This is a genomic window from Stenotrophomonas maltophilia R551-3 (assembly GCF_000020665.1).
Lineage (GTDB): Bacteria > Pseudomonadota > Gammaproteobacteria > Xanthomonadales > Xanthomonadaceae > Stenotrophomonas > Stenotrophomonas maltophilia_L.
This window is the reverse complement of sequence record NC_011071.1, coordinates 4,544,582-4,567,298: the sequence shown is the minus strand read 5'-3', so window position 1 is coordinate 4,567,298 and position 22,717 is coordinate 4,544,582. Positions and strand designations below refer to the sequence as shown.

25 protein-coding genes are annotated in these 22,717 nt (G+C 66.4%); 8 read left to right on the top strand and 17 right to left on the bottom strand.

Annotation, left to right across the window (positions count from 1 at the left end; genetic code table 11):
* Nucleotides 1-5: 5 nt before the first annotated feature.
* Nucleotides 6-593: a sce7726 family protein gene (locus tag SMAL_RS20955; RefSeq protein WP_012512560.1), complete on the top strand. Its 588-nt coding sequence runs from the start codon at nucleotides 6-8 to the stop codon at nucleotides 591-593.
* Here the strand turns inward: SMAL_RS20955 and SMAL_RS20550 are convergent.
* Nucleotides 541-1,629 (bottom strand): beta family protein, encoded by a 1,089-nt coding sequence (locus tag SMAL_RS20550; RefSeq protein ID WP_012512559.1) that lies wholly within the window; start codon nucleotides 1,627-1,629, stop codon nucleotides 541-543. The two genes, SMAL_RS20955 and SMAL_RS20550, sit on opposite strands and share 53 nt — an antisense overlap.
* Nucleotides 1,630-1,829: 200 nt before the next feature.
* Here SMAL_RS20550 and SMAL_RS20545 point away from each other — a divergent pair, with 200 nt between their 5' ends.
* Nucleotides 1,830-2,945 carry a glycerophosphodiester phosphodiesterase gene (locus SMAL_RS20545; RefSeq protein WP_012512558.1) on the top strand — a complete coding sequence of 372 codons (1,116 nt, stop codon included), beginning with the start codon at nucleotides 1,830-1,832 and terminating at the stop codon, nucleotides 2,943-2,945.
* Nucleotides 2,946-3,031: 86 nt separating this feature from the next.
* On the opposite strand, the gene SMAL_RS20540 is transcribed toward SMAL_RS20545, so the two are convergent.
* Together SMAL_RS20540 and SMAL_RS20535 are read right to left on the bottom strand one after the other, a co-directional pair.
* Nucleotides 3,032-3,802, bottom strand: a complete 771-nt coding sequence (locus SMAL_RS20540) for a rhomboid family intramembrane serine protease (protein WP_012512557.1) — start codon at nucleotides 3,800-3,802, stop codon at nucleotides 3,032-3,034.
* A 94-nt stretch (nucleotides 3,803-3,896) separates the two neighbouring features.
* Nucleotides 3,897-4,859, bottom strand: coding sequence for a TerC family protein (locus SMAL_RS20535; protein WP_012512556.1), 963 nt, complete (start codon nucleotides 4,857-4,859; stop codon nucleotides 3,897-3,899).
* Nucleotides 4,860-5,208: 349 nt separating this feature from the next.
* Between SMAL_RS20535 and SMAL_RS20530 the strand changes: the two genes are divergently transcribed.
* A complete protein-coding gene (locus SMAL_RS20530) occupies nucleotides 5,209-6,378 on the top strand; it encodes a class I SAM-dependent rRNA methyltransferase (RefSeq protein WP_012512555.1) in 1,170 nt (389 codons plus the stop codon).
* A gap of 40 nt (nucleotides 6,379-6,418) precedes the next feature.
* Here the strand turns inward: SMAL_RS20530 and SMAL_RS20525 are convergent, their stop codons facing one another.
* Nucleotides 6,419-7,297, bottom strand: coding sequence for a hypothetical protein (locus tag SMAL_RS20525; protein WP_012512554.1), 879 nt, complete (start codon nucleotides 7,295-7,297; stop codon nucleotides 6,419-6,421).
* On the bottom strand, nucleotides 7,294-8,103 hold the full coding sequence (locus SMAL_RS20520) for a hypothetical protein (protein ID WP_012512553.1): 810 nt from the start codon (nucleotides 8,101-8,103) through the stop codon (nucleotides 7,294-7,296). The genes SMAL_RS20525 and SMAL_RS20520 overlap by 4 nt, the downstream gene beginning before the upstream one ends.
* 154 nt (nucleotides 8,104-8,257) lie before the next feature.
* Here SMAL_RS20520 and SMAL_RS20515 point away from each other — a divergent pair, with 154 nt between their 5' ends.
* A complete protein-coding gene (locus SMAL_RS20515; protein WP_012512552.1) occupies nucleotides 8,258-9,499 on the top strand; it encodes a dipeptidase in 1,242 nt (413 codons plus the stop codon).
* 92 nt (nucleotides 9,500-9,591) lie between these two features.
* On the opposite strand, the gene SMAL_RS20510 is transcribed toward SMAL_RS20515, so the two are convergent.
* From SMAL_RS20510 to SMAL_RS20490, 5 genes are all read right to left on the bottom strand, one after another.
* On the bottom strand, nucleotides 9,592-11,019 hold the full coding sequence (locus SMAL_RS20510) for an amino acid permease (protein ID WP_006404294.1): 1,428 nt from the start codon (nucleotides 11,017-11,019) through the stop codon (nucleotides 9,592-9,594).
* 177 nt (nucleotides 11,020-11,196) lie between these two features.
* Complete coding sequence (locus tag SMAL_RS20505; protein WP_006404291.1) at nucleotides 11,197-11,895, bottom strand: suppressor of fused domain protein; 699 nt, start codon at nucleotides 11,893-11,895, stop codon at nucleotides 11,197-11,199.
* Nucleotides 11,892-12,320, bottom strand: coding sequence for a hypothetical protein (locus SMAL_RS20500; protein WP_006404287.1), 429 nt, complete (start codon nucleotides 12,318-12,320; stop codon nucleotides 11,892-11,894). The genes SMAL_RS20505 and SMAL_RS20500 overlap by 4 nt, the downstream gene beginning before the upstream one ends.
* Complete coding sequence (gene leuE / locus SMAL_RS20495; RefSeq protein WP_005411716.1) at nucleotides 12,317-12,946, bottom strand: leucine efflux protein LeuE; 630 nt, start codon at nucleotides 12,944-12,946, stop codon at nucleotides 12,317-12,319. The genes SMAL_RS20500 and leuE overlap by 4 nt, the downstream gene beginning before the upstream one ends.
* Before the next feature lie 15 nt (nucleotides 12,947-12,961).
* On the bottom strand, nucleotides 12,962-13,933 hold the full coding sequence (locus tag SMAL_RS20490; RefSeq protein ID WP_041864606.1) for a LysR family transcriptional regulator: 972 nt from the start codon (nucleotides 13,931-13,933) through the stop codon (nucleotides 12,962-12,964).
* A 91-nt stretch (nucleotides 13,934-14,024) separates the two neighbouring features.
* On the opposite strand from SMAL_RS20490, the gene SMAL_RS20485 reads away from it, so the two are divergent.
* Nucleotides 14,025-15,032 (top strand): zinc-binding alcohol dehydrogenase family protein, encoded by a 1,008-nt coding sequence (locus SMAL_RS20485; RefSeq protein WP_012512550.1) that lies wholly within the window; start codon nucleotides 14,025-14,027, stop codon nucleotides 15,030-15,032.
* A 39-nt stretch (nucleotides 15,033-15,071) separates the two neighbouring features.
* On the opposite strand, the gene SMAL_RS20480 is transcribed toward SMAL_RS20485, so the two are convergent.
* Entirely contained in the window at nucleotides 15,072-15,677 is a 606-nt protein-coding gene (locus tag SMAL_RS20480) for a glutathione S-transferase family protein (RefSeq protein ID WP_012512549.1), read from the bottom strand.
* Nucleotides 15,678-15,722: 45 nt separating this feature from the next.
* On the opposite strand from SMAL_RS20480, the gene SMAL_RS20475 reads away from it, so the two are divergent.
* The 3 genes from SMAL_RS20475 to SMAL_RS20465 all read left to right on the top strand — a co-directional run bounded on the left by SMAL_RS20475 (nucleotide 15,723) and on the right by SMAL_RS20465 (nucleotide 18,431).
* Nucleotides 15,723-17,279, top strand: a complete 1,557-nt coding sequence (locus tag SMAL_RS20475) for a DNA recombination protein RmuC (RefSeq protein ID WP_012512548.1) — start codon at nucleotides 15,723-15,725, stop codon at nucleotides 17,277-17,279.
* A 71-nt stretch (nucleotides 17,280-17,350) separates the two neighbouring features.
* Nucleotides 17,351-17,749 carry a hypothetical protein gene (locus SMAL_RS20470; RefSeq protein WP_012512547.1) on the top strand — a complete coding sequence of 133 codons (399 nt, stop codon included), beginning with the start codon at nucleotides 17,351-17,353 and terminating at the stop codon, nucleotides 17,747-17,749.
* A gap of 136 nt (nucleotides 17,750-17,885) precedes the next feature.
* On the top strand, nucleotides 17,886-18,431 hold the full coding sequence (locus SMAL_RS20465) for a glutathione peroxidase (protein ID WP_012512546.1): 546 nt from the start codon (nucleotides 17,886-17,888) through the stop codon (nucleotides 18,429-18,431).
* A gap of 107 nt (nucleotides 18,432-18,538) precedes the next feature.
* On the opposite strand, the gene SMAL_RS20460 is transcribed toward SMAL_RS20465, so the two are convergent.
* Genes SMAL_RS20460 through SMAL_RS20435 form a run of 6 tightly spaced genes read right to left on the bottom strand, consistent with a single transcriptional unit; the run spans nucleotide 18,539 to nucleotide 22,631 of the window.
* Nucleotides 18,539-19,549, bottom strand: coding sequence for an MlaA family lipoprotein (locus tag SMAL_RS20460; RefSeq protein ID WP_012512545.1), 1,011 nt, complete (start codon nucleotides 19,547-19,549; stop codon nucleotides 18,539-18,541).
* A gap of 1 nt (nucleotide 19,550) precedes the next feature.
* Entirely contained in the window at nucleotides 19,551-19,862 is a 312-nt protein-coding gene (locus SMAL_RS20455) for an STAS domain-containing protein (protein WP_012512544.1), read from the bottom strand.
* Nucleotides 19,852-20,514, bottom strand: a complete 663-nt coding sequence (locus tag SMAL_RS20450) for an MlaC/ttg2D family ABC transporter substrate-binding protein (protein WP_006404092.1) — start codon at nucleotides 20,512-20,514, stop codon at nucleotides 19,852-19,854. The genes SMAL_RS20455 and SMAL_RS20450 overlap by 11 nt, the downstream gene beginning before the upstream one ends.
* Nucleotides 20,511-21,035, bottom strand: coding sequence for an outer membrane lipid asymmetry maintenance protein MlaD (gene mlaD, locus SMAL_RS20445; RefSeq protein ID WP_006404090.1), 525 nt, complete (start codon nucleotides 21,033-21,035; stop codon nucleotides 20,511-20,513). Before mlaD ends, SMAL_RS20450 begins: the two co-directional genes overlap by 4 nt.
* A 58-nt stretch (nucleotides 21,036-21,093) precedes the next feature.
* A complete protein-coding gene (locus SMAL_RS20440) occupies nucleotides 21,094-21,843 on the bottom strand; it encodes an MlaE family lipid ABC transporter permease subunit (protein WP_006404088.1) in 750 nt (249 codons plus the stop codon).
* The gene (locus SMAL_RS20435) at nucleotides 21,843-22,631 is read right to left on the bottom strand and encodes an ABC transporter ATP-binding protein (protein WP_041864700.1); all 789 of its coding nucleotides are present in this window, start codon (nucleotides 22,629-22,631) and stop codon (nucleotides 21,843-21,845) included. Before SMAL_RS20435 ends, SMAL_RS20440 begins: the two co-directional genes overlap by 1 nt.
* Nucleotides 22,632-22,717 lie beyond the last annotated feature (86 nt).

Here is a 22,717-nt window from a genome sequence, read left to right as displayed (position 1 = left end):
CCGCCATGAACCCGATAACCGACAGTGACGTGCGATCAGCTCTGCTGGGCAAGGTCATTGCTGAGCATGTCGCCAATCCGAACACCCTCGTGGTGGAGGAATTGGGGCTTGCCCGCGGGGCCTGCCGGGTCGATGTCTGTGTCATCAATGGCCACCTTCACGGCTACGAGATCAAGAGTGATGTCGACACGCTGCGGAGACTGCCACTGCAGCAGCAGTTCTACTCCGATGTTCTCGATAAGGCGACAATCGTCGTGGGCCAGCGCCACCTGGATCACGCGCTGGAAACGCTGCCTGCCTGGTGGGGGGTCAGGCTGGCATCACGTGGAGTGCGTAACGCAGTGAGACTGGAACTGCTGCGGCCTGCAAGGCTCAATCCATCGGTGAGCGCGACGGCTGTCGCTGCACTCCTCTGGCGCGATGAACTTTCTGCTCTGATCGGCGGGCGGACGCTTGAAAAAGCAGCGCTGCGCGGTAACCGCGCAGCGCTATGCGAACGTCTGTCGGAGCTCTACAGTCTTGCGGAAATCCGCGCGCAGGTCAGGGAACAGTTGAAGCGCCGTACAGCCTGGCGAGGTCGCGAACAACTTTAGTCAGGTGATGGCTGGTGGCCACCGTCGGCCAGGTCGAGCTGCCGCCGGTACTGGCCGCGCTGGTGGCGCAATCCTCGATGTAGGCATCACCCGTGCTATAACCGCGTCCCATGAAGACCACCGGGACGTCGGTGACCAGATGCCTGCACAGGTCGCGATACTGGTCGCGGCCGTTGCGCTTGACCTGGGTTCCAACGACCACCCTCCAATGATCATCGATCGTGTACTTGATCTTGGCGTTTGGATCAAAGAGCCGCGGGTCCATCATCTCGGTCTGCGGCGACGCACATCCGTAGTCACCGAACCAAGGCTGTTGCCCAGCGGCGACCAGCCGGGTGTACGCGCGCCATTCCCGGCGGGGAACATCACCATGGGGCCGATAGTTCGCTGAAGGGCTCAGGCTGGATGGGAAACTGCCGCCGGCCACGGTGAACGACCTCCATTGGCCAGCGTGCGGCACTGCCGCGATCCATGTCTGCCAGAGACCCGCCTGCAGCGCAGGGGCCGCTGCGACATCGCTGCTGCTATCCAGTACGAGGTCGACCTGGTCGGGGGTCACGCTGAGCAGGCGCAACAAACCGTCGATCCTTGCAGCAGGATCTCCCTCAACGTCGTCGGGCAGCAGACGCAGGCCGCAGCCCCGGCCATCCTGGGCGACGATGCTGGCAACCGCCTGCTGATACTGCAGATGCCTACCGATGCCTGTGACCGGAATGACCTGGCAGCCGGCCGATCGGGCAAGGTCGAATATGTGTGTGAGGTGATGGTCACCGTTTGCTACGGTGTCGTCTCCGCCAAGATACGGCGAATCGAACAGGCAAGGGCGTTTCTTCCAGTTGGTCGCCAGGCGCTTGCCAACGTTCTTCAGATGATCGTCGAGGGACTTGGCGGGCATCTCGTTTTCGAAATCCCACTGCTCGACGGGAATCTCGAACAGGGGATACATCCAGTCCTTGATGGTCTCGCTTGTGCGACCTACCGCGAGGTACTCACCTTGTCGCCATTTCAGAATCGGCACATATATCGACTTCTGCATGAACACTCCTCCGCCAACATCGGTGTTGGTGAATCGAGGCTATGGCGGATGATCTTGGCGATTCAATCAGAAAGATTGAAGAATTGGATGGATGCGAAACGCGGCCAGCCGTGAAGCCTGGCCGCCACGCCCGCTTCCCCCAACCTGTCACATTCCCGCCGCATACTGACGCCCATCACATACCGCTTGGGGAAGTCGCAGTGAAGTCGTGGGGTTGTGCGTTGCTGTTGTCGCTGGCCGTGGCACCATCGGTGGCCATGAGTGCTGAATCCTCCACCCCGGCCGCGCACAAGGTGTCGGTCTATGGCCATCGCGGCGCAAGCGCGCTGCTGCCCGAGCACACCCTGGCCGCCTATGCGCAGGCCATCGCCGACGGCGCCGACTACATCGAACCGGACCTGGTGATGACCAAGGACGGGGTGATGGTGGCCCGCCACGAGAACGAGATCAGCGGCACCACCGATGTCGCCTCGCATCCGGAATTTGCCAGCCGCCGGACCAGCAAGGTCATCGACGGGCAGAAGGTCGAGGGCTGGTTCACCGAAGACTTCACCCTGGCCGAGCTGAAGACACTCTACGCGCGCGAGCGCCTGCCGGAACTGCGCAGCACCGCTTACGACGGCCAGTTCCGCATCGCCAGCCTAGACGAGATCCTGGCCTTCCTGGTGCAGCAGGCCGGTCGTGCCAACTGCGGCATCGGCCTGGTGCCGGAAATCAAGCACCCGACCTACTTCCAGTCGGTCGGCCTGCCGATGGAAGACAAGCTGCTGGCCGCCCTGCGCGGCAATGCCTATACCAACGTTGGCCCGGTCACCATCCAGTCGTTCGAGACCGCCAACCTGCGCTACCTGCGCGGCAAGATCCCGCGCGGCAGCAACATCCGCCTGCTGCAGCTGCTGTGGAAGGGCGATACCCAGCCGGCCGACGTCGCCAAGGCCGGTGGCAAGCTGACCTACGCGCAGATGATGACGCCGGCTGGACTGAAGGACATCGCCAGCTACGCCGACAGCATCGGCCCGGAGCTGCGCTCGATCATTCCGCTGGACGCCAAGGGCGCACTGGGGACACCGACCACGCTGGTACAGGACGCACATGCAGTGGGCCTGATGGTGATTCCGTATACCTTCCGCCCGGAGAACCATTTTCAGGCCAGCAACCTGCGCAAGGGCGCCGACAAGGCGCGCAATGCAGAGGGGTCGGTTGCCGAGATGCGCGCCTATCTGGCCACCGGCATCGATGCCTTCTTCACCGACGACCCGGCACTGGGCCGGCAGGCGGTGGATGGGATGGGCGCGGCGGGCAACGCGACGGACTGACCCGTCAATGACGCCGGGCATGGCCCGGCGCTACCCGAGAGATCCACAAACGGTAGCGCCGGGCCATGCCCGGCGGGTCCACCAGATCAACCGCGCGGCTCGTCCGGCCGGCGGAACGGGATCACCACGTAGTCCTGGCCCTCTCGCGGCTGCCACAGCACCGGCACGCGTTGCGGCGACGGCAGTTCCAGCTCGTCGTCGGCCAGCGGCTCGACCGTGTCCTCTTCGTCTTCCCAGCTGTAGCGCTGGCGGGGCTGCAGCGGATCGGCGTTGCGGAACAGCAGCGCAGCGATGATGCCAGCGAAGGCGCCGCCCATGTGCGACTGCCAGGAGACGCCATCGGCGTGCGGCAGGATGGTCATCAGCATGCCGCCATAGAACAGCATGCCGATCAGTCCAGTGGCGATTGCCGCACGGTCGCGGCGCAGCAGGCCGAGGCTGGCCAGCAGGAACATCAGGCCATGGGTCACGCCGCTGGCACCCAGGTGCACGCTGCCCGGATTGCCGAGCATCCACGCGCCGATCCCCGAGCCCAGCCACAACAGCGGCAGTGCGCGCAGGGTGGCCTTGGGATAGACGCTGCCGGCCAGGGTGCCGAGGATCAGGATGGCGATGCTGTTGGCGGCGATGTGCTCGACCGAGGCATGCAGCAGCGGGCCGCCGATCAGGCCAAGCAGGCCCTTCGCTTCCAGTGGCGCAACCGCCCATGGCCGCCAGTCGAACGTGCCCTGCAGCGCGAACACGGCGATCAGTACCAGCACCGCGGCCAGGCTGACGTTGAACGCCCGCAGGATACGCATGCGGTCATTGCGGGGGGCTGGCGCGTCGCCAGCGGGCAGGGGCGCGTTGCTGTTCATACCTCAGCAATGGCGGTGACTGGCGCGAAACCAAGGCCACCGCGGCGGGAGAGTGGGGTGCGGCCGGCGGGACAATCCCGCCGGCCGGCCGTGATCAGGCGTGGCCGGAGCCTTCCTTCGGCGGGTACTTCAGGCTCAGCACCACGGTCGCGGCGATGATCACCGCCACCACGCCCAGCGACACCGGGGTCGGGATCTTGAACAGGTCGATGATCATCATCTTGATGCCGATGAAGCCCAGCACCAGTGCCAGACCGTACGGCAGCAGGTGGAAGCGGTCGGCCATGCCGGCCAGCAGGAAGAACATCGCACGCAGGCCCAGCACCGCGAACACGTTGGAGGTGAGCACGATGAACGGGTCGGTGGTGATGGCGAAGATCGCCGGGATGCTGTCCACGGCGAAGATCACGTCGGTCACCGCGATCAGGATCAGCACCGCGAACAGCGGGGTGAACCAACGCACGCCGTCGCGCTTCACGCTCATCGCGTTGCCGGCGTAATCCGGCAGCAGGCGCAGGTGCTTGCGCATCCAGCGCAGGGCGGGGTTGGCCTCCAGGTCCGGTTCCTGGCCGGCGGCGAACCACATCTTCCAGCCAGTGAACAGCAGGAAGGCACCGAACACGTAGAGCAGCCAATGGAACTGGGTGATCAGCACGCTGCCGGCGAAGATCATGACCGTACGCAGCACGATCGCGCCCAGGATGCCGATGATCAGCACCTTCTGGCGCTGCTCCTCCGGCACCGCGAAGTAGCTCATGATCATCAGGAAGACAAAGATGTTGTCGACCGCCAGCGCCTTCTCGACCAGGTAACCGGTCAGGAACTCGAGCCCGACCTTGTTGGCCACGACCTGGCCGGCGGTCTCATTGAGGTAGTACCAGAGGCCGGCGTTGAACAGCAGGGCCAGCGCGACCCAGCCGATGGACCACCAGAGGGCCTCCTTGAAGGTGACCTTGTGCGGTCCACCATGGCGCATCAACACGAGGTCGACCAGCAGGGCGATGATCACCACTGCTCCGAAGCCGCCCCACAACCACACGTTACCGATCGTCTGCATTGGGAATGTCCGTTGGAAAAATGAATGCCAGGCCGGACGGCGAGGATCTGCAACGGAGGATCGGGAGGGGGATCCAGGGACAGAGCTTCGCCAGTACGGCGAAGGTCTCGCTCGCAGTTCCAGTCGGCTGGAACTGCCGTTGCACCGGAGCCTGCGGGCTCGAAATGACGGCGACAACGTCTGGGAGCTACTCCCCTTCTGGCGCCGATTCTGCGGCCTGGCCGGGCTGCCGTCAAATGCCCGGTGGCCGGGGTCCCCGCTCTGGTAGATGCCAACCTTGGTTGGCATGCCGGCCGGGGTCAGAGCCCCTGCGGGGATCTGACCCCGGCGCCCGGTTTACAATAGGTGGATGAATACCCCCCTTCCGATTGTCCGCCTCAAGAATGCGTGGCGTTCCAGCCACCCGTGGATCTTCCAGAAACTGGTCGAGAAGCCGACCGTCCGGCCCAAGCCCGGTTCCATCGTCGACGTGGTCGGCGTGGACGGGGAGTTCATCGGCCGCGGGTTCTACAACGGGCACTCGCGCATCGCCGTGCGCATCCTCGAAACCGATCAGAACGTGCCGGTGGATGCCGGCTGGTTCTCGCGCAAGATCGCCCAGGCCGTGTCGCTGCGCCGTGAGGTGCTGAAGCTCGATGCGGTGTCCGACGCCTGGCGCGTGGTGCACAGCGAAGGCGATGGCCTGTCCGGCCTGGTGGTGGACCGATACAACGATCTGGTGGTGGTCGAGTTCTTCGCCGCCGGCATGTTCCGCCACCGCGAATGGATCTACGAAGCGCTGCGCGAGCAGTTCCCGGGTTGCCGTTTCCACAGCTTCGCCGATGAGCACGTGCAGAAGCAGGAGAGCTTCGACTTCCATGGCAACACCACCACCGAAGCGTCGGTGATCACCGAGTACGGCATCAAGTTCCGCGCCGACCCGGCCGGTGCGCACAAGACCGGCTTCTTTGCCGACCAGCGCGAGAACCGCGAGTGGCTGAGCCAGCAGGTGGAAGGCAAGAGCGTGCTGGACCTGTGCTGCAACACCGGCGGTTTCGCCGTGTATGCAGCGGCGCGTGGCGCCTCGGACGTGGTCGGCATCGACATCGATGAAGATGTCATCCAGATCGCCAAGGGCAATTCGCGCCTGAACAACGTGCGCCCGAAGTTCATCCAGTCCGACATCTTCCCGTGGCTGCGCGATGCCGCCAACCGCGGCGAACAGTACGACGTGGTGATCCTGGACCCGGCGAAGATGACCCGCGACCGCGACCAGGTGATCACCGCGCTGAAGAAGTACCTGGACATGAACAAGCTGGCGCTGGGCGTGGTCAAGCCCGGTGGCCTGTTCGCCACGTTCTCCTGCACCGGCCTGGTGGCCGAGGACCAGTTCCTCGACATGTTGCGCCGCGCGGCCTATTTCTCCGGCCGCACGATCCAGATCCTGAAGGTGGCCGGCGCCGGTCCGGATCATCCGTTCATGGCCCACGTGCAGGAATCGCGTTACCTGAAGGCCGTGTTCTGCCGCGTGGTGGACTGATCCATGGCAGGTGTGTTGCCGGTCGCCGGCCGGTAACACCTCAGGGTTGTGCGCCGGCCTGCGGGGGCGGCGCCTGCAACTGCTGCAGCAGGCCGTTGATCACCCGGGCCCGGCCGCGCACGTGATAGCCCAAGGTGGTCAGGCCGATGCCAGCGATGACCAGCAGCAGCAGTGACCAGGCGATCGCTGTGCCGATGAAGTGCAGCGCGCCCATGCGCAGCCAATGGTCACGCAGCCACGCTTGGCTGCGCACCGAATAGGGGACCTTGGCTTTGGCTTCAAAGCGCGCACGGATGACATCAGGCACCGTGATACCGATGTCCTCGCCGCGGGCGATGGCCTGGCCGATATCGTTCAAGGGGATGCTGGGTCTTGCCAGCGAGCGCTGCGCCTGCAGGTAGCCCTGCCATTGCGGGCTGAGCGTCGTGAAACCCGGGCTGTCGATGAGCTTGCCGAGCTGGCTGCTGTCGAGCTTCGTGCCATCGCCGGCGTCAGCCCGGCTGAAGTCGGGACTGACGATTCCGTTGCCGAACAGCAAGCCGACCAGCAACGAGCCACCAATCACGAACGAGAAGGTGAAGTGGCGTACGCCGCGGTTGAGCAGCACCCTGCGCAGGCCGAATCCCATCCAGAACAGCAACCCGCCAAAGAGGATCAGGCTGGCAAGCAGCAGCATGGCAGACGTGCCGGGATCAGTACCGTAGCCGGCCGGCACGTGTGCCGAGGGCGGACTGCCAGTCAGCCCCTGCAGGAATATCATGGACAGCAGCGCAGTGGCCGGCAGCACCGCCAGACACGCCAGACCCAGGGTGCGTGCGAACGAACCCCGGCGATACAGCGCGCGCAGTCCGGGAACGGCTTCGACCCGCGGCTGCAGTTCCGCCGGTACCCTCAGTGGGTCGGGCCGGGACGTGATCATGCCGGTTCTCCGGAAGTGCGCAGCAGCTGCTGCAGGGCCTGTTTCAACTGGTCCTGTGCCTGCGAGGCGCGGGCGACCATCTGCGGGCTGGCGTTGTCGTTGTTGTGCAGGGCGAGGATGGTCTGGCGCCAGATCGGCAGCAGGATCTGCACCGTCTCGCTGTAGCGGTCCAGCAGTTCGATGGCGTGGTTGCGCGCCAGCTGCACCTGGATCCGGCTCATCGAATGGCTGGCCAGCAGCGCGGTCAGGTTGGCGATGCGGCGCTGCAGGCGTTCCACCGGTCGATCCAGCACCATCGGATCGTCACTGGCACCACTGCCCGGAGGCAGTTCCTGCAGGAACTGCACGCCCGCATCGATGTAGATCTGCAAGTGGGCGCCCTGCACGTCATGCAGCTCCAGCTGTGCGTTCAACCGATCGACGCTGCCGCGCACCGCGATCGCCTGGCGCTCGATCTCGGCCAGCACGTCACCGTTTCCCCCCAGCGCGATGCGTCGACGCAGGCGCTGCTCGATGTCGGCACCGGTGAACCGGTCCCACCAGCCAGCGCGTTCCAGCAGTGCATTGGGGTCATGCTCGGAAAGGCGGTTGACCAGTTCGGCCAGCGCCTTGGCCAACGCGTTGGCACTACCGTCCTGCCATGCGGGCTCCGCACTGGCGCTGGCCAGTTCGGCCGGGCCATAGCGACCGATGTCGATGCGCCCGGCGAACAGGACCGGCAGCACATCGCGCTTGAGTTGTTCGACGTTGGGCCCGGCGGGTACCGGGTGTTCGCTGGGAAGTGGTGGAGGGACAGGATGCGACATCAAGGTTCCGTTCCAGGAGCAATGCAGCGCGAGGCTGCCAGTGCCGTTAGCGGCTGCCACCGAGTGTAATGGAGCACGCGCGCTGTCGTCCGGCACTACCCCGGGTCACCCTCACGGCGCTATGGTCGGCGTCTCCCAACATCGGTGGATGCCCATGCCTTCGTTGCGTCGCTTGTCCGTAGTGCTTGCCCTGGCGCTTTGCGCGCCGCTGTCCGCCAACGCCATTGAGTTCAGCGCGCAGGAGCTGGCCCGTGCCAAGGCACTGCAGCAGCGCCTGGTCACTCTCGACAGCCACCTGGATACACCGGCCAACTTCGGTCGCAGCGGCTTTGACATCGAGCAGCGCCACGACCGCAACGCGCTTTCGCAGGTGGACTACCCGCGCATGGTCGAAGGTGCGCTGGATGGTGGCTTCTGGGCGATCTACACCGACCAGGGCGATCGCAGTGCCGCCGCGCACTTGGCCGAGCGTGACCACGGCCTGCAGCGGCTGCTGCAGATCCGCGAGATGCTGGCGGCCAATCCCGATCGCTTCGCGCTGGCGCTGACCGCCGATGATGCGGCGCGGATCAAGGCCGCGGGCAAGCGCGTGGTCTACATCAGCATGGAAAATGCCAGCCCGCTGGTGGCCGATCCCAGCCTGCTGTCCTTCTACCATCGCGCCGGCCTGCGCCTGCTCAGCACCGTGCACTTTGCCAACAACGAGTTCGCCGATTCGGCCACCGACCCCAAAGGCGCGGAGTGGAAGGGCCTGAGCCCGGCCGGCAAGGATCTGGTACGGCAGGCAGTGAAGCTGGGCATCGTGATCGACCAGTCGCATGCGTCCGATGCAGTGTTCGACGACCTGCTGGCGATGATGCCGGTGCCGTTCGTGCTGTCGCACAGTTCGGCCAAGGCGGTCTACAACCATCCACGCAACCTTGATGATGCGCGGTTGCGCTCGCTGGCCAAGGCCGGCGGCGTGATCCAGGTGAATGCCTATGGCGGCTACCTGATCGACACGGCAAAGACGCCCGAGCGCAAGCAGGCCGAAGAAGCGCTGAGCAAGCAGCTCGGCGGCTGGGAAGGCATGGGCATCGAACAGGGCGTTGCGCTGTTGAAGGCCGAGCAGGCGCTGGACCACGAGCATCCGGTGCGGCATGCCAGCCTGGACGATTTCTTCGCCCACTTCGAGCACATCCTCAAGGTGGTCGGTCCCGAGCACGTGGGCATCGGCCTGGACTGGGACGGCGGCGGTGGCCTGAGTGACCTGCCCGATGTCAGCCAGCTGCCGAAGATCACCGCGTGGCTGCTGCGCAAGGGCTATACCGAGAAGCAGATTGCCGGCATCTGGGGCGGCAACCTGCTGCGGGTGATGCGCCAGGCGCAGGATTACGCTGCAAAGCAGGGCGGTTGACCGCCCTGCGGTAGTGCCGGCCGCTGGCCGGCATTGCCCGTATCAACAGGATCCGAGTTGCCGGCCAGCGGCCGGCACTACCGGTGAACCGGTTATTTCGCGATCAACGCGTGGCGGCGGCTGTACAGGAAGTACAGCACCAGGCCGGCCACGTTCCACAGCAGGAAGTACAGCTGGGTGCGGTGTGGCAGGCTGATGAACAGGTAGATGCAGCCCAGCGCGGCCAGCGGACCGACTACGAAGGCCAACGGCGTGCGGAAGCTGCGCTCACGGTTCGGTTCGCGCAGGCGCAGCACCACCAGGCAGATACCTACCGCAGTGAACGCGGCCAGGGTGCCGGCGTTGGCCAGTGCGGCGATCTCGTCCAGGCGCGCCACGCCGGCCAGCGCCGACACCACCACGGCGGTGAACAGCGTGGTCGCTACCGGCGTGCCGGTGCGTGCGTTGACCTTGGACAGGCCGCGCGGCAGCAGGCCATCGCGGCTCATCACGAAGAAGATGCGGCTCTGGCCGTACAGGAAGGCCAACAGCACGGTCGGCAGGGCGATGATCGCGATCACACCGATCACCATTGCTGCGGTCGGGTGGCCGAGCTGGCGCATGATCAGCGCCAGCGGCTCGGCGCTGTGGCCGAACACGGCGTAGCTCATCGCACCCACGGCCGCCAGCGCCACCAGCACGTAGACGATGGTGCAGCCGATCATCGAACCGATGATGCCGATCGACAGGTCGCGGCTGGGGTTCTTGGTTTCCTCGGCTGCGGTGGAGATCGCATCGAAGCCGTAGAAGGCAAAGAAGATGATCGCCGCCGCCGCCATCACGCCGTGCTCGACGCCGTCAGGGCCCATCGACTTGGCAAAGCCATAGGGCATGAACGGCTGCAGGTTGTTGCTGTCGAAGGCGGGAAGGGCCACGGCCACGAAGATGGCCAGCGCGATCAGCTTGAACACCACCAGGATGGCGTTGAGGGTGGCGCTTTCCTTGGTGCCGGCCATCAGCATCAGTGCCACCAGCCAGGTGATGACGATCGCCGGCAGGTTGATCATGCCGCCTTCCACGTGCGGACCGGCAGCCAGCCAGGCAGGCAGCTGCACGTTCCAGCCGAACTGGGTGTGGACCCATTCGAGGAAACCGACGAAGTAACCCGACCAGCCGACCGCCACCGTACTCACCACCAGCGAGTACTCCAGGATCAGGCTCCAGCCCACCACCCAGGCGAACACTTCGCCCAGCGCGCTGTAGCTGTAGGTGTAGGCGCTGCCCGCAGCCGGCATCATCGTCGACAGTTCGGCGTAGGACAGCGCCGCGCAGGCGCACACCGCGCCGGCGATGGCGAAGGAGATCAGTACCGCCGGGCCGGCCAGGTTGGCGCCGACGCCGATCAGCGTGTAGATGCCGGTACCGACGATGGCGCCGATACCCAGCGCGATCAGGTGCGGCCAGCTGAGGGTCGGGACCAGGCGCCTGCCGGCTTCGTGGACGGTGACGGAATCTAGGGACTTGCGCCGGAACAGGGACATGCAGGCCTCGGAAGGGGTGACTGAGAACGACAAGTTCCCGAGTGTGACCGAACGCAGCGCAGCATTACCACTGACGGGGGTCATACGTGGGTCAGATGCGTCACCGACGCGGCTGTACTCCGAGCATGCTGCCGGAATCGGCACAAACGCTGGCAGGATTCGAAATGATTCGATCCCTCAAGGTGGGCCCGGAGGCGCTTGAAGCGTGAGAGCAGGGGCCAGATCGATGCTGACCCGCTGCGGATCGACCACCGGCGCCGCACCTTGGGTTTTCAACTGGGCCACCAGCACTTCGAAGCCCTGGGCGCGGCCGAACGCGTGCTCGTCCAGGGTCAATGGCAGCAGCTGCAGGAAGTCGAATCGTCCCGATGGCAATTGATGGGGGCCAGGAAAATGCAGTGACGGAACGAAGACGGCCGCCTGCAGCATGCTCCCTGCGTGATCCACCGGACCTCCCAGCTTCAGCCGGTCCCATGGCGCCAAGGGATTGCCGGGCATGCGTGAGTGGCACAGCAGCAGGTGGTACGCAGTGAACCAGCGCAAAGTGGTCAGTGCCCACGTTGCTTCTTCCTGCGTCTCAAGCATCAGTTCGATGCCCAACCCCGAATCGCCATCTTCGTGCCGCCCTTCCCAGGGGTTGGACAGGCCGGAGCTGACATAGATCCAGTGCCTTCGATCACCGTGCGGAGGACAGGCATTGACGCCGACATGCAGCCAGCGCGGGTCGATCTGCTCCTGCTTGAAGACGTTGCGCAGCAGATCCATATCGATCGGGTAGATCCCCGGCCCGGTATCGCCGAACAACTGCCGGTACAGCATCTCCTCCCGATATTCCCAGCTGCGCTCCAGCAGGATGTCGTCGTCCATGGTGTTCATTCGGCCGCCTTGCCGGGCCAGTGGCAGCCGTCTTCCTGCCAGGCCTCGATGTCATCGTGGAAGGAGGTGCGACGGCCATCGCGGGCGCGTTCGTAGCGCAGATCCAGCACCAGCGCACCCTGCGTGCTGATCGTGTAGCGACCGTTGAGGCGGCCGTCGACGTGCTCTTCCCAGACGCTGTCGAACTGGTAGGGACGGTCTTCGGCCAGCACCGTGGTCTCCATCGAAACCCGGCGCAGCAGCAGGCGTTCGCGCTGTCCGGCATAGCGAACGTCGGCCTGGCCGTCATCCAGCCAACGCCATTCCAGATGGATACCGTCATTGCGGCCGCCGCTCAGGCAGCGATGATCCTGCGCGGTGGCCGCCGGGGCGGTCGTGTTGGCCAGAAGCAGCAGGGCGCCCATCGCCGTCGGCCAGGGTTTCATCCGTTCAGCCCCAGCCGGATGCCGAACCCCACCAGGAACAGGCCGGCCACGCGGCGCAGCGCATCGCTGATCCGCGGGTGCTGGATCAGCCGGCGGCGGGCCAGATTGCCGACCCCGATCAACATCGAGCAGTAGGCGATGCTGACCACCAGGATGATGCCGGCCAGCGCCGCAAAGGTAGCAATGCCCTGGTGCGCCTTCGGATCGATGAACAACGGCAGGAAGGCCATGTAAAAAAGGATCGCCTTCGGGTTGAGCAGGCTGACCAGGATCGCCTGCTGGAAGTAGCGACCCGGCTGCATGCGGATCGGGCCGGCGTCACCGCCCTCATGCTTGGGCGTGCGCAGCAGGCTGATGCCCACCCACACCAGGTAGGCCGCGCCGAGGTACTGCACCGCGTGGAACACCAGTGGGTTGGCCTTGAGCAGCGCGGCCACGCCGGCCAGCGCAAGCCACATCAGGATCTGGTCACCGACCAGCAGGCCGGCCAGCGCGGTGTAGCCGCCACGCACGCCGCCACGGCCGGTGGCGGTCAGCAGGGTGAAGGTGCCGGGGCCGGGCAGGGCGAGAAACACCAGCACGGCGACCAGAAACGTCCACAGGTCCTGGATGCCCATCCACGGCATGGCGGCGTCCTCTTGTTACGGGGGGCCGCCATTGTCGGCCAGCGCCGCAGTTGGCGACAGGGGGCGGGTGAGGCCACTGGGCATGCCAGACAGCAGCGGTTGCAGGTGCTGCCGCAGCTGCGCGTGCAGTTGCCGTACCGCCGGCGAGAACTGCTTGCGGTGCGGGCACACCAATTGCAGCGGAATGCTGCTGCCAACACCATCCAGCAGCAGCTGCAGGCGCCCGGCCAGCACGTCCTCGCGCAGGTCCAGCCAGGATTTGTAGGTGATGCCTTCGCCGGCCACCGCCCAGCGCCGCACCACGTCGGCATCGTCGCAGACCAATGGGCCGCGCACCGGCATCACCACGCGGCGTCCATCCACGTCGAACGACCAGCGATCGTAGGCGCGGCCATTGAGTTGATAGACCAGGCAATCGTGCTCGCGCAGATCCTCCAGGCGCGTGGGCATGCCGTTCCGCTGCAGGTAATCGGGTGCGGCTGCCAGCACGCGCCGGTTGCCTTCCAGCAGGGGCAACGCCACGTAGCTGGCGTCGTCGAAGTGGCCGATGCGGATCGCCACGTCGACCGGATCGCGGAACACGTCGGCCACTTCGTCGGACAGGCGCAGGTGCAGGCGCAGCCGCGGGTGCGCGGCGCGGAAGGCGCTCAGCCACGGCAGCAGCAGGTTGCGGCCGAAGTCCGACGGCGCCGACAGCTGCAGGGTGCCATGCAGTTCGGCATCCTCGCCCTGCACGCGCGCCTGGCCCTCACGCAGGGTAGCCAGCACTTCCTGTGCATAGGGCAGGTACAGGGCGCCCTCGCCGGTCAGGCGCAGGCTGCGGGTGGTGCGCACGAACAGCCGCAGGTCCAGTTCGCGCTCCAGCCGTGCCACTGCCGCAGCAACCTGGCCAGGCAGCAGATCGGCCTCGCGTGCCGCCTGCGAGAAGCTGCCCAGTGCGGCGGTGCGGACGAACAGCTGCAGGTCGTCGAAGCGGATCATCTTCATTGCCAGAGTGAAAGTGCTGACTGATTCTGCGCCTTTCTGCGGGGCCATGCGCGGCGCAACCTGTCGCCTCCTTCCCCACTGGACCGCTGCCATGCGCGCCATTGCCTATACCCATGCCGGCCTGCCGATCGATGATGCCCAGGCCCTGATCGACATCGAACTGGAGCTGCCGCAGCCCGGCCCGCGTGACCTGCGGGTGGCGGTGCGCGCGGTGGCGGTGAACCCGGTCGACACCAAGGTCCGCCGCGGCGTGGCCACCGACGGCCCGCGCGTGCTGGGCTGGGACGCGGTCGGCATCGTCGACGCGGTGGGCAGCGAGGTGACCCTGTTCCGGCCCGGTGACGCGGTCTACTACGCCGGCGTCATCGACCGCCCGGGCAGCAATGCCGAGTACCAGCTGGTGGACGAACGCAGCGTCGGCCGCAAGCCGGCCAGTCTGGGTGATGCCGCCGCCGCCGCGTTGCCACTGACTGCGATCACCGCCTGGGAGCTGCTGTTCGACCGCCTGCGCATTCCCGAGGGCGGTGGCGAAGGGCAGGCCCTGTTGGTGATCGGTGCTGCCGGTGGCGTTGGTTCGATCCTGGTGCAGCTGGCGCGGAAGCTGACCAAGCTGACCGTGATCGGCACCGCCTCGCGTCCGGATACCCAGGATTGGGTCTATGCGATGGGCGCGCATCATGTGATCGACCACAGCCTGCCGTTGGCCGAAGGCCTGGCACGGCTTGGCATCAGCGAGGTACTGCACGTGGCCAGCCTGACCCATACCGGCCAGCACTACGCGCAGATCGTGGAACTGCTGGCGCCGCAGGGCCAGCTGGGGCTGATCGATGATCCGGGCCAGCTGGATGTGATGGCACTCAAGCGCAAGGCACTGTCCCTGCACTGGGAATCGATGTTCACCCGGCCGCTGTACCGCACCGCCGACATGCAACGCCAGCACGATCTGTTGAACCGGGTGGCCGAGCTGATCGATGGCGGTGTGCTGCAGACCACCCTGGGCGAGCACTTCGGCCGCATCGACGCGGGCAACCTGCGGCGCGCGCATGCGCTGCTGGAGAGCCATCGCGCAAAGGGCAAGATCGTGCTGGAAGGCTGGTAAGGCAGGTTGTTTCCGCGCCGAAGGGATCTGACCCCTGCCTCAGGCCACACCGTTGTCGACGTACTCGGCGAAACCGGGTTGTTCGCGCAGGCGCTCGAACCAGGCATCTACGTGTGCCAGTACCGGCTTGCTGCCCGGCGTGCTGCGCCAGCGTTGGGTCGACAGCCCGAGCACGATGTCGGCCAGAGTGAAGGTGTTGCCCGCCACGTAGCCGTCGGTAGTGGCCAGCTGTGCATCAAGGACGCCCATCAGCCGGTTCCACTGCACCAGGCTGGCCTCGGCGCGGGCGTCATCCGGATGATCCGGATGCTGGCGGACACGGGCCATGAACACCTGCCGCCAGGCACTGTTGAGGTCGCTGGCCTGCCAGTCCATCCATTGCTCCACCCGGGCGCGGGCCTGGGGGGCGGCGGGCAGCAGGTCGTCGCGGCCGCTACGCACGGCCAGATAGCGGCAGATGCTGTTGGATTCCCAAAGCACGAAGTCGCCATCGCGCAGCACCGGTACCTGCAGGTTCGGATTCAGCGTGGCCAGCAGCGCCGGCGATGGCGCCGGTTCGTGGTGGAGCGGGAGATCCAGCCCGGCGCCCAGCCACAGCACCTTGCGCACGTTGATCGAGGTCGCCTTTCCGTACAGGGTGAGCATGGTCCTGACGCAGCAGTTGAGACTCGGCCAGCCTACACTTGCCCCATGCAAACCGAATATCTGCTTATTGGCGGCCTTCTATTGGCCGTGCTCATCCTGCAGCTGGTCGCCCTGCTGCGCCGCCCGCCGCACGACCGCCTGGAACAGGCCGTGCGTGAGGAAGCGCGCTCCGGGCGCAGTGAACTGCGCGAACAGCTCGATGGCTTCGCCCGTGCGCTGACCGATCTGTCCACCCGCACCGACCAGCGCCTGGACCTGCTGCGCGAAGCGCTCGGCGAAGACGCGCGCAAGGCGCGTGCCGAAGCGGCTGAAAGCCAGCAGCGCAGTGGTGCGCTGATGGGCCAACGCCTGCAGGAACTGCGCGCGCAGCTGGAAGTGTTCGGCCAGCAGCAGGAGGCACGCATCCATGCCTTCGGCCAGCAGCTGCAGGAACTCACCGGGCGCACCGATACCCAGCTCGGCGCGCTGCGCCAGACCCTGGTGGACGATGCGCGCAAGGGTCGCGAGGAAGGTGCGCAGTCGCAGCAGCGCCTGACCGAAAGCCTGGGCCTGCGCCTGCAGGAACTGACCCAGCGCAACGAGCAACGCATCGCTGAAATGCGCACGACCCTGGAAGAACAGCTGCGCGCGCTGCAGAACGACAATGCGCAGAAGCTGGAGCAGATGCGCCACACCGTGGACGAGAAGCTGCAGTCGACGTTGGAAACCCGCCTGGGCAATTCCTTCAAGCTGGTCTCCGAACGCCTGGAGCAGGTGCAGCGCGGCCTCGGCGAGATGCAGCAGCTGGCCACCGGCGTCGGCGACCTCAAGCGCGTGCTGACCAACGTCAAAAACCGCGGCAGCTGGGGCGAAGTGCAGCTGGAGAACATTCTCGAGCAGACGCTGACCCAGGAGCAGTACGCACGTGCGGTGAAGGTGCGCCCGGACAGCGGCGAGATGGTTGATATCGCGGTGCGCCTGCCAGGTCGCAGCGGCGACGACACGCCGGTGTGGTTGCCGATCGACTCCAAGTTCCCGCGTGAGGACTACGAGCGGTTGCTGGACGCGCAGGAGCAGGGCGACGCCGAGGGTGTGCGCCTGCAAGGCATCCAGCTGGAGCGCGCGGTACGCGTGCAGGCGAAGTCGATCTGCGACAAGTACATCGCGCCGCCGCACACCACCGACTTCGCGGTGATGTTCCTGCCCACCGAAGGCCTGTATGCCGAAGTGATCCGGCGCCCGGGCCTGGTTGATCTGCTTCAGCGCGAGCACCGCGTGGTGGTGGCCGGGCCAACCACGGTCACCGCCCTGCTCAACAGTCTGCAGATGGGCTTCCGCACGCTGGCCATCGAGCAGCGTTCCAGCGAGGTGTGGAGCCTGCTGGGTGCGGTGAAGAGCGAGTTCGGCAAGTTCGCCGGCATCCTGGAAAAGGCCGAGAAGCAGATCACCACGGTTGGTCGCAGCATCGGCGAGGCCAGCCGCAAGACGCGTACGATCGAACGGCGCCTGCGTGGCGTGGAGTCGCTGGCATCCGAACAGGCGCAGTCGCTGCTGGGCGATCTGGCCGAGAGTGATGCGGCGGGCGAGGACGAAGGCAGCGACGGCGACACCGACGAGACCTGAGTCACGCGGACACGCCGCCTGCATCGTCGATGCGTATGCTGGCGGCCTGTCCGTCTCGATCAGGTACCGCCATGCGTCTGTGCCTCTGTACCAGCCTCGTCCTGACCGCGTTGCTTGCCGCCTGCAGCAGCGCACCGCCGGCTGCCGATACGGCGGCGACACCTGCCGCAGCCACCAGCCCTGAAGCAGCCGAGGCGTACCGCGAAGCGCGTGACGTCGACTGCCAGGCAGCGGGTGGCACCCTGCAGCGGCTCGGCCGGCTGCAGCGCGAGCAATGCGTGATTCCCCATGCTGATGCCGGCAAGGCCTGCAGCCGCAAGAGCGACTGCACCGGCCAGTGCCTGGCCACGGGCGAAGTGGCCGCCGGCAGTCCGGCCACCGGTACCTGCCAGCGCGACGCCAGCCAGAACTTCGGTTGCCGCCAGCGCATCGAGGATGGAAAGGCGCTGGGCACGATCTGCGTGGATTGATCGTAGTGCCGGCCGCTGGCCGGCAACCTCATGAACCCTTGCGAACGGTCGCATGATTGCCGGCCAGCGGCCGGCACTACCGGCATCGCGCGGCGCTATGCTGGTGGGCCATTCCCCGCTGTTGCCGGAGCCCCGCGTGAGCACCCCGATCCAGGACATTTCCCTCACCACCATCGACGGCCAGCCGTCCTCGCTTGCCGACTACCAGGGCAAGGTACTGCTGCTGGTCAACGTCGCCTCCAAGTGCGGCCTGACCCCGCAATACGAAGGCCTGCAGGCGCTGTATGCGGAAAAGCACGCACAGGGCCTGGAAGTGCTGGGCTTCCCCGCCAACAACTTCCTCGGCCAGGAGCCGGGCAGCGAGGCGGAAATCCAGCAGTTCTGCCAGCTCACCTACGACGTCAGCTTCCCCATGTTCTCCAAGATCAGCGTGGCCGGTGACGACACCCACCCGCTGTACCAGCAGCTGACCGCCGCCCAGCCGCAGTCGATCGGTGAAGGCCCGCTGCGCGAGCGCCTGGCCAGCAAGGAGATTCCGATCCATCCGGCACCGGCGGTGCTGTGGAACTTCGAGAAGTTCCTGGTCGGCCGTGATGGCAAGGTCATCGCCCGTTTCGCCCCGGACGTGGCCGCTGACGATGCGCGCGTGCGCGAGGCGATCGAAGCCGCGCTGGCCGCCTGATCGGTCGGGGTCGGATCCCTTTCCATGGGAAAGGGCTCCGACCCCATCCAGGGCCGCAAAAGAAAAACCCCGCCGAGGCGGGGTTTTTCATGCGCCGATGGAAGGACTCAGTGCGTCCACTGCGGCATCGGCATCGCATCGACCGGGATCGGCGAATTGGCATCGTCGTGGCCACGGTCGCGCTTGCTGCGCAGATCGTTCTCGATCTGGTAGTTGCGGCGCTGCATCCACGCGTCGCGGACCAGCGAGTACTCGTCCACGGCGGTGTCGCGCAGGTCGTCGATCGCCAGCAGCTGGGCGCGGGTATCGACCAGCTGCAGGCCCTGCAGGCCGATGCGCAGCTTGTCCTCTTCGATGCGGCGGATCGGCGACAGCGGAATGTCACCGGCCAGGCCGAACACATCGCGCACGGTGCGCGGGCCGAAGAACGGCAGTTCCACGTAACGCGAACGACGCCAGCCCCAGGCACCCAGGGTCTGCCCGAAGTCCTCATTGCGACGCGGCACCATCGCCTTGCTGGCCGGATCGAACAGGCCGCCGATACCCAGCGTGCTGTTCATCAGGAAGCGGCCCAGGCTGTCCCAGGCATCGCCACCGCGGCCCTGCAGCAGCTGGTTGGTGATGGTCACCGGCGCACGCAGGTTGCTGAAGAAGTTGCTGACGCCGGTACGCGCAAAGCGCGGCACCACGTGGGTATAGGCGGTGGCCAGCGGACGGGCGACGCCGCGGTCGACTGCGTTGTTGAACTTGTGCACCTTGCGGTTGAACGGTTCCCACGGGTCGTAGGCCGCTGCACTGCCGGTGTTGCCGGCACCGCCGTAGAGGGCGTCGAAGTCGTCGTCACCGCCCGGTGCGGTGGCGGCTGCGGTCTTCGCAGCGTCGGTGTCGGCGCTGGAAGCGGCCGCGGCCGGAGGCAGACTGGCCGCAGCCGGCGGGCTGGCAACGGGCGCGGCCGAGCCGGCTTCGGCCGTTGCAGTATCGACGGCTGGCGCCTCGGCGGTGGTGCTGGCCGGGACCACGGTGCTGGCAACCGGTGCATCGCTGCGCGCGGGCTTGCCGGCGCAGGCGGTGAGGGCGGTGACCAGGACGATCAGGGGGAGAGTGCGTACGACGTTCATGTCAGCTCGCAGCAGAAGTAGCGTTGAAATCCAGGTCGGGCGACAGCCGGTAGGCCGCGCTCAATTCGTTGTAGCCGGCCGGCGCGCCGGAGATCGCCAGCGGATGGCCGCTCGTGCGTGCACGCGCGGCCAGCTCGGCCAGCAGGGCCAGGCCGGCGCTGTCCACGCGCTCGACCTCGCCCAGCTCCAGCCGTGCCAGTTTCGCCGGCAGTGCCTGCAGTTGCGGCCACAGCGCGATCACCGCGGCACGGTCCAGCACCCCGCGCAGGCGCAGGGTGTCGCCTTCCAGCAGCGCCAGCGCGTTACTTGCCATTGCCCGCGGGCCCGGCCTGCATGCTGCCGCTCTGCAGCTCGGTGGCCACCTGCTTGATGCCCTTCTGGCGCAGCGGAGCATCGAACTGGTTGCGGAAGGTCTGCACGTAGGAGATGCCTTCGATGTTCACATCGAAGATCTTCCACTGGCCGCCTTCATTGCGCATCCAGTACTCCACCGGGGTCGGTTCGCTGCCGGCGCGCACCAGCTCGGTGAGCACGCGCACGCCACGGTTGCCCGGCAGCGGGCTCTCGCTCTTCAAGCGGAAGCTCGGCTTGCCCTGGATGTTGAGCAGGGTCGAACCGTAGCGCTGCATCAGGTTGTCGGCCATGGCATTGGCGAACAGCTTGATGTCCGCATCGGCGGCACCGCGTGCGTGGGTACCCAGCACCAGGCGCGCGGCATAGTCGCGGTCGAAGGTGCGGTTGAGCTCGCTGTCGATGTAGCTGCGCAGGCTGGCCGGGTTGCTGGTGAACTCGCTCTTGCGCTGCTGCAGCGTCGCCAGGATGCGGCTGCTGGCATCGATCACCACCTTGCCGGCCTGGCCCTGCGTCGCGGCAGCGGCGGGAGCGCTGGCCTGCGCCTGGGCCAGGAACGGGGTGGCCAGCAGCAGCGACGAGGCGAGCAGGGCCGGGATCAGTTTCATCTTCATGGTTGCGGTTCCGTTGCAGGCGCCTGCGCGCCATCGTTGGGCTTCGGAGCAGCGCCGCCACCGGCGCCGCCACTGAACATGTATTTGCCGACCAGCTGGATCAGGTCCACCGCCGGCTGGGTGAAGACGATCTCCTCACCGGGCTTGAGCACGTCCGGATCGCCGCCGGGCTGAAGACCGATATAGCTCTCGCCCAGCAAACCACTGGTGAAGATGCCGGCGGAAGTGTCGGCCGGCAGATCCTTGACCTTGCTGTCCATGCGCAGGGTCACGATCGATTCGAACTTCACCGGGTCCAGGTCGATCGCGGCGACTTGGCCAACGGTGACGCCGCCGATCTTCACCGGCGCCTGCTTGCGCAGCTGGCCGACCTGGGAGAAACGGGCCTTGAGTTCATAGCCTTCGCCACCCCAGCTCCAGCGCTGGTTGGTCGAGGCCACGGCCAGCACCATCAGCGAGGCCAGGGCCAGCAGCAGGAAAGCGCCGACAGAGAATTCAAGTCTGGGACCGCGGATGGCCATGTGGAGTACCTGATCAGTCGTGGTGGCCGCGCGCCGATGCGCGCCGCCGATGGAGGGGTTAGGTGAACAACATTGCCGACAGCACGAAGTTGAACATCAGCACCAGCAGCGAGGCGTTGACCACCGCGCGGGTGGTGGCGACCGAGGTGCCTTCAATGGTCGGTTCGGCGTGGAAGCCGACATAGGCGGCCACCAGCGCGGCAGTGCCGCCGAAGATCGCCGACTTCAGCATCGCCACGCCGAAGTCGTCCCAGAAGTCCACGCTGCCACGCAGCGCCGACCAGAACACGCCATTGTCCAGGCCGAGCACGTGCACGGCTTCGAAGTAGCTGGCGCTGATTGCCAGCGAGCAGAAGATGCCGGTCAGCAGCGGCACGGTCAGCACCGCCGCCCAGAAGCGTGGCGCGACGGCCTTGGCCACCGGGTCGATGGCCATCAGCTCCAGCGCCTTGATCTGGTCGGTGGCGCGCATCAGGCCCAGTTCGGCGGCGATCGAGCTTCCGGCGCGGCCGATGAACAGCAGCGCGGTCAGCACCGGTGCCAGTTCGCGGTACAGCGACAGGCCAAGCAGGGTCGATAGTGCGTCGGCCGCACCGAACGTGGTCAGCGTGCGGTAGCCCTGCAGGGTCAGTACCAGGCCGACGAAGGCACCGCCGACGGCGATGATCGGCAGCGAGCGCGCACCGATCTTGTAGATCTCGCGGGTCAGCTCGGCCAGGAAATCACGGGTCGGCAGCGAACCGCGCAGCACGGTCAGCGAGAACAGGCCGGCACGACCCAGCGAGCGGGTGGCTTGAACGAACGGCATCAGGCGACCCTCGCGCGCGGCGCGGCATCGAACGGGATGGGGCCATCGGGCTGGCCGTGCAGGAACTGCCGCAGCAGCGGGTCCTGGCTGGACTGCAGTGCCTCGGGCGTGCCCTGGAACACGATGCCGCCATTGGCGATCGCGATCACCTGGTCGCAGATCGGCAGGGTCTCGTGCACGTGGTGGCTGACGATGATGCTGGTCAGGCCCAGGCTGTGGTTGAGGCGCTGGATCAGGCTCATGATCACCCCCGAGGCGATCGGGTCCAGCCCGGTCAGCGGCTCGTCGTAGATCATCAGCGGCGGGTCCAGCGCCAGTGCACGGGCCAGCGCCACGCGGCGCGCCATGCCACCTGACAGCTCGCGCGGCCAGGCATCGGCGGCGGCCAGCAGGCCCACCGCATGCAGTTTCATCTGCACCAGCCGGCGCAGTACCGCAGTGGGCAGGCGGGTGTGGGTGCGCAGCGGCAGCGCCACGTTCTCGGCCACGGTGAGGTCGGTCAGCAGGCCATTGCCCTGCAGCAGCACGCCCACGCTCTTGCGCATTTCCAGCAGCGCGCCGCTGTCGTGCGGAATCGGCTTGCCGAACAGGGTGACCTCGCCGGCGACCGGGCGCAGTTCGCCGGTCAGCGCCGCCAGCAGGGTCGACTTGCCACTGCCCGACGGACCGAGCACCGCCGTGATGCTGCCCTTGGGCACCTGCAGCGACACGTCGCGCAGGATCGTGCGCCCGCTCCGGTCGATGCGGACGTTGGATAACTGCACCAGACTGGAGGCGGAAGCCGACATGGGCACCATTAACGTTTTTTAGACATCGAAGGATCGGGCCCGTCTGCTGAACATAAGCAGACTGGACGGTCCAGTATTGTTGCACG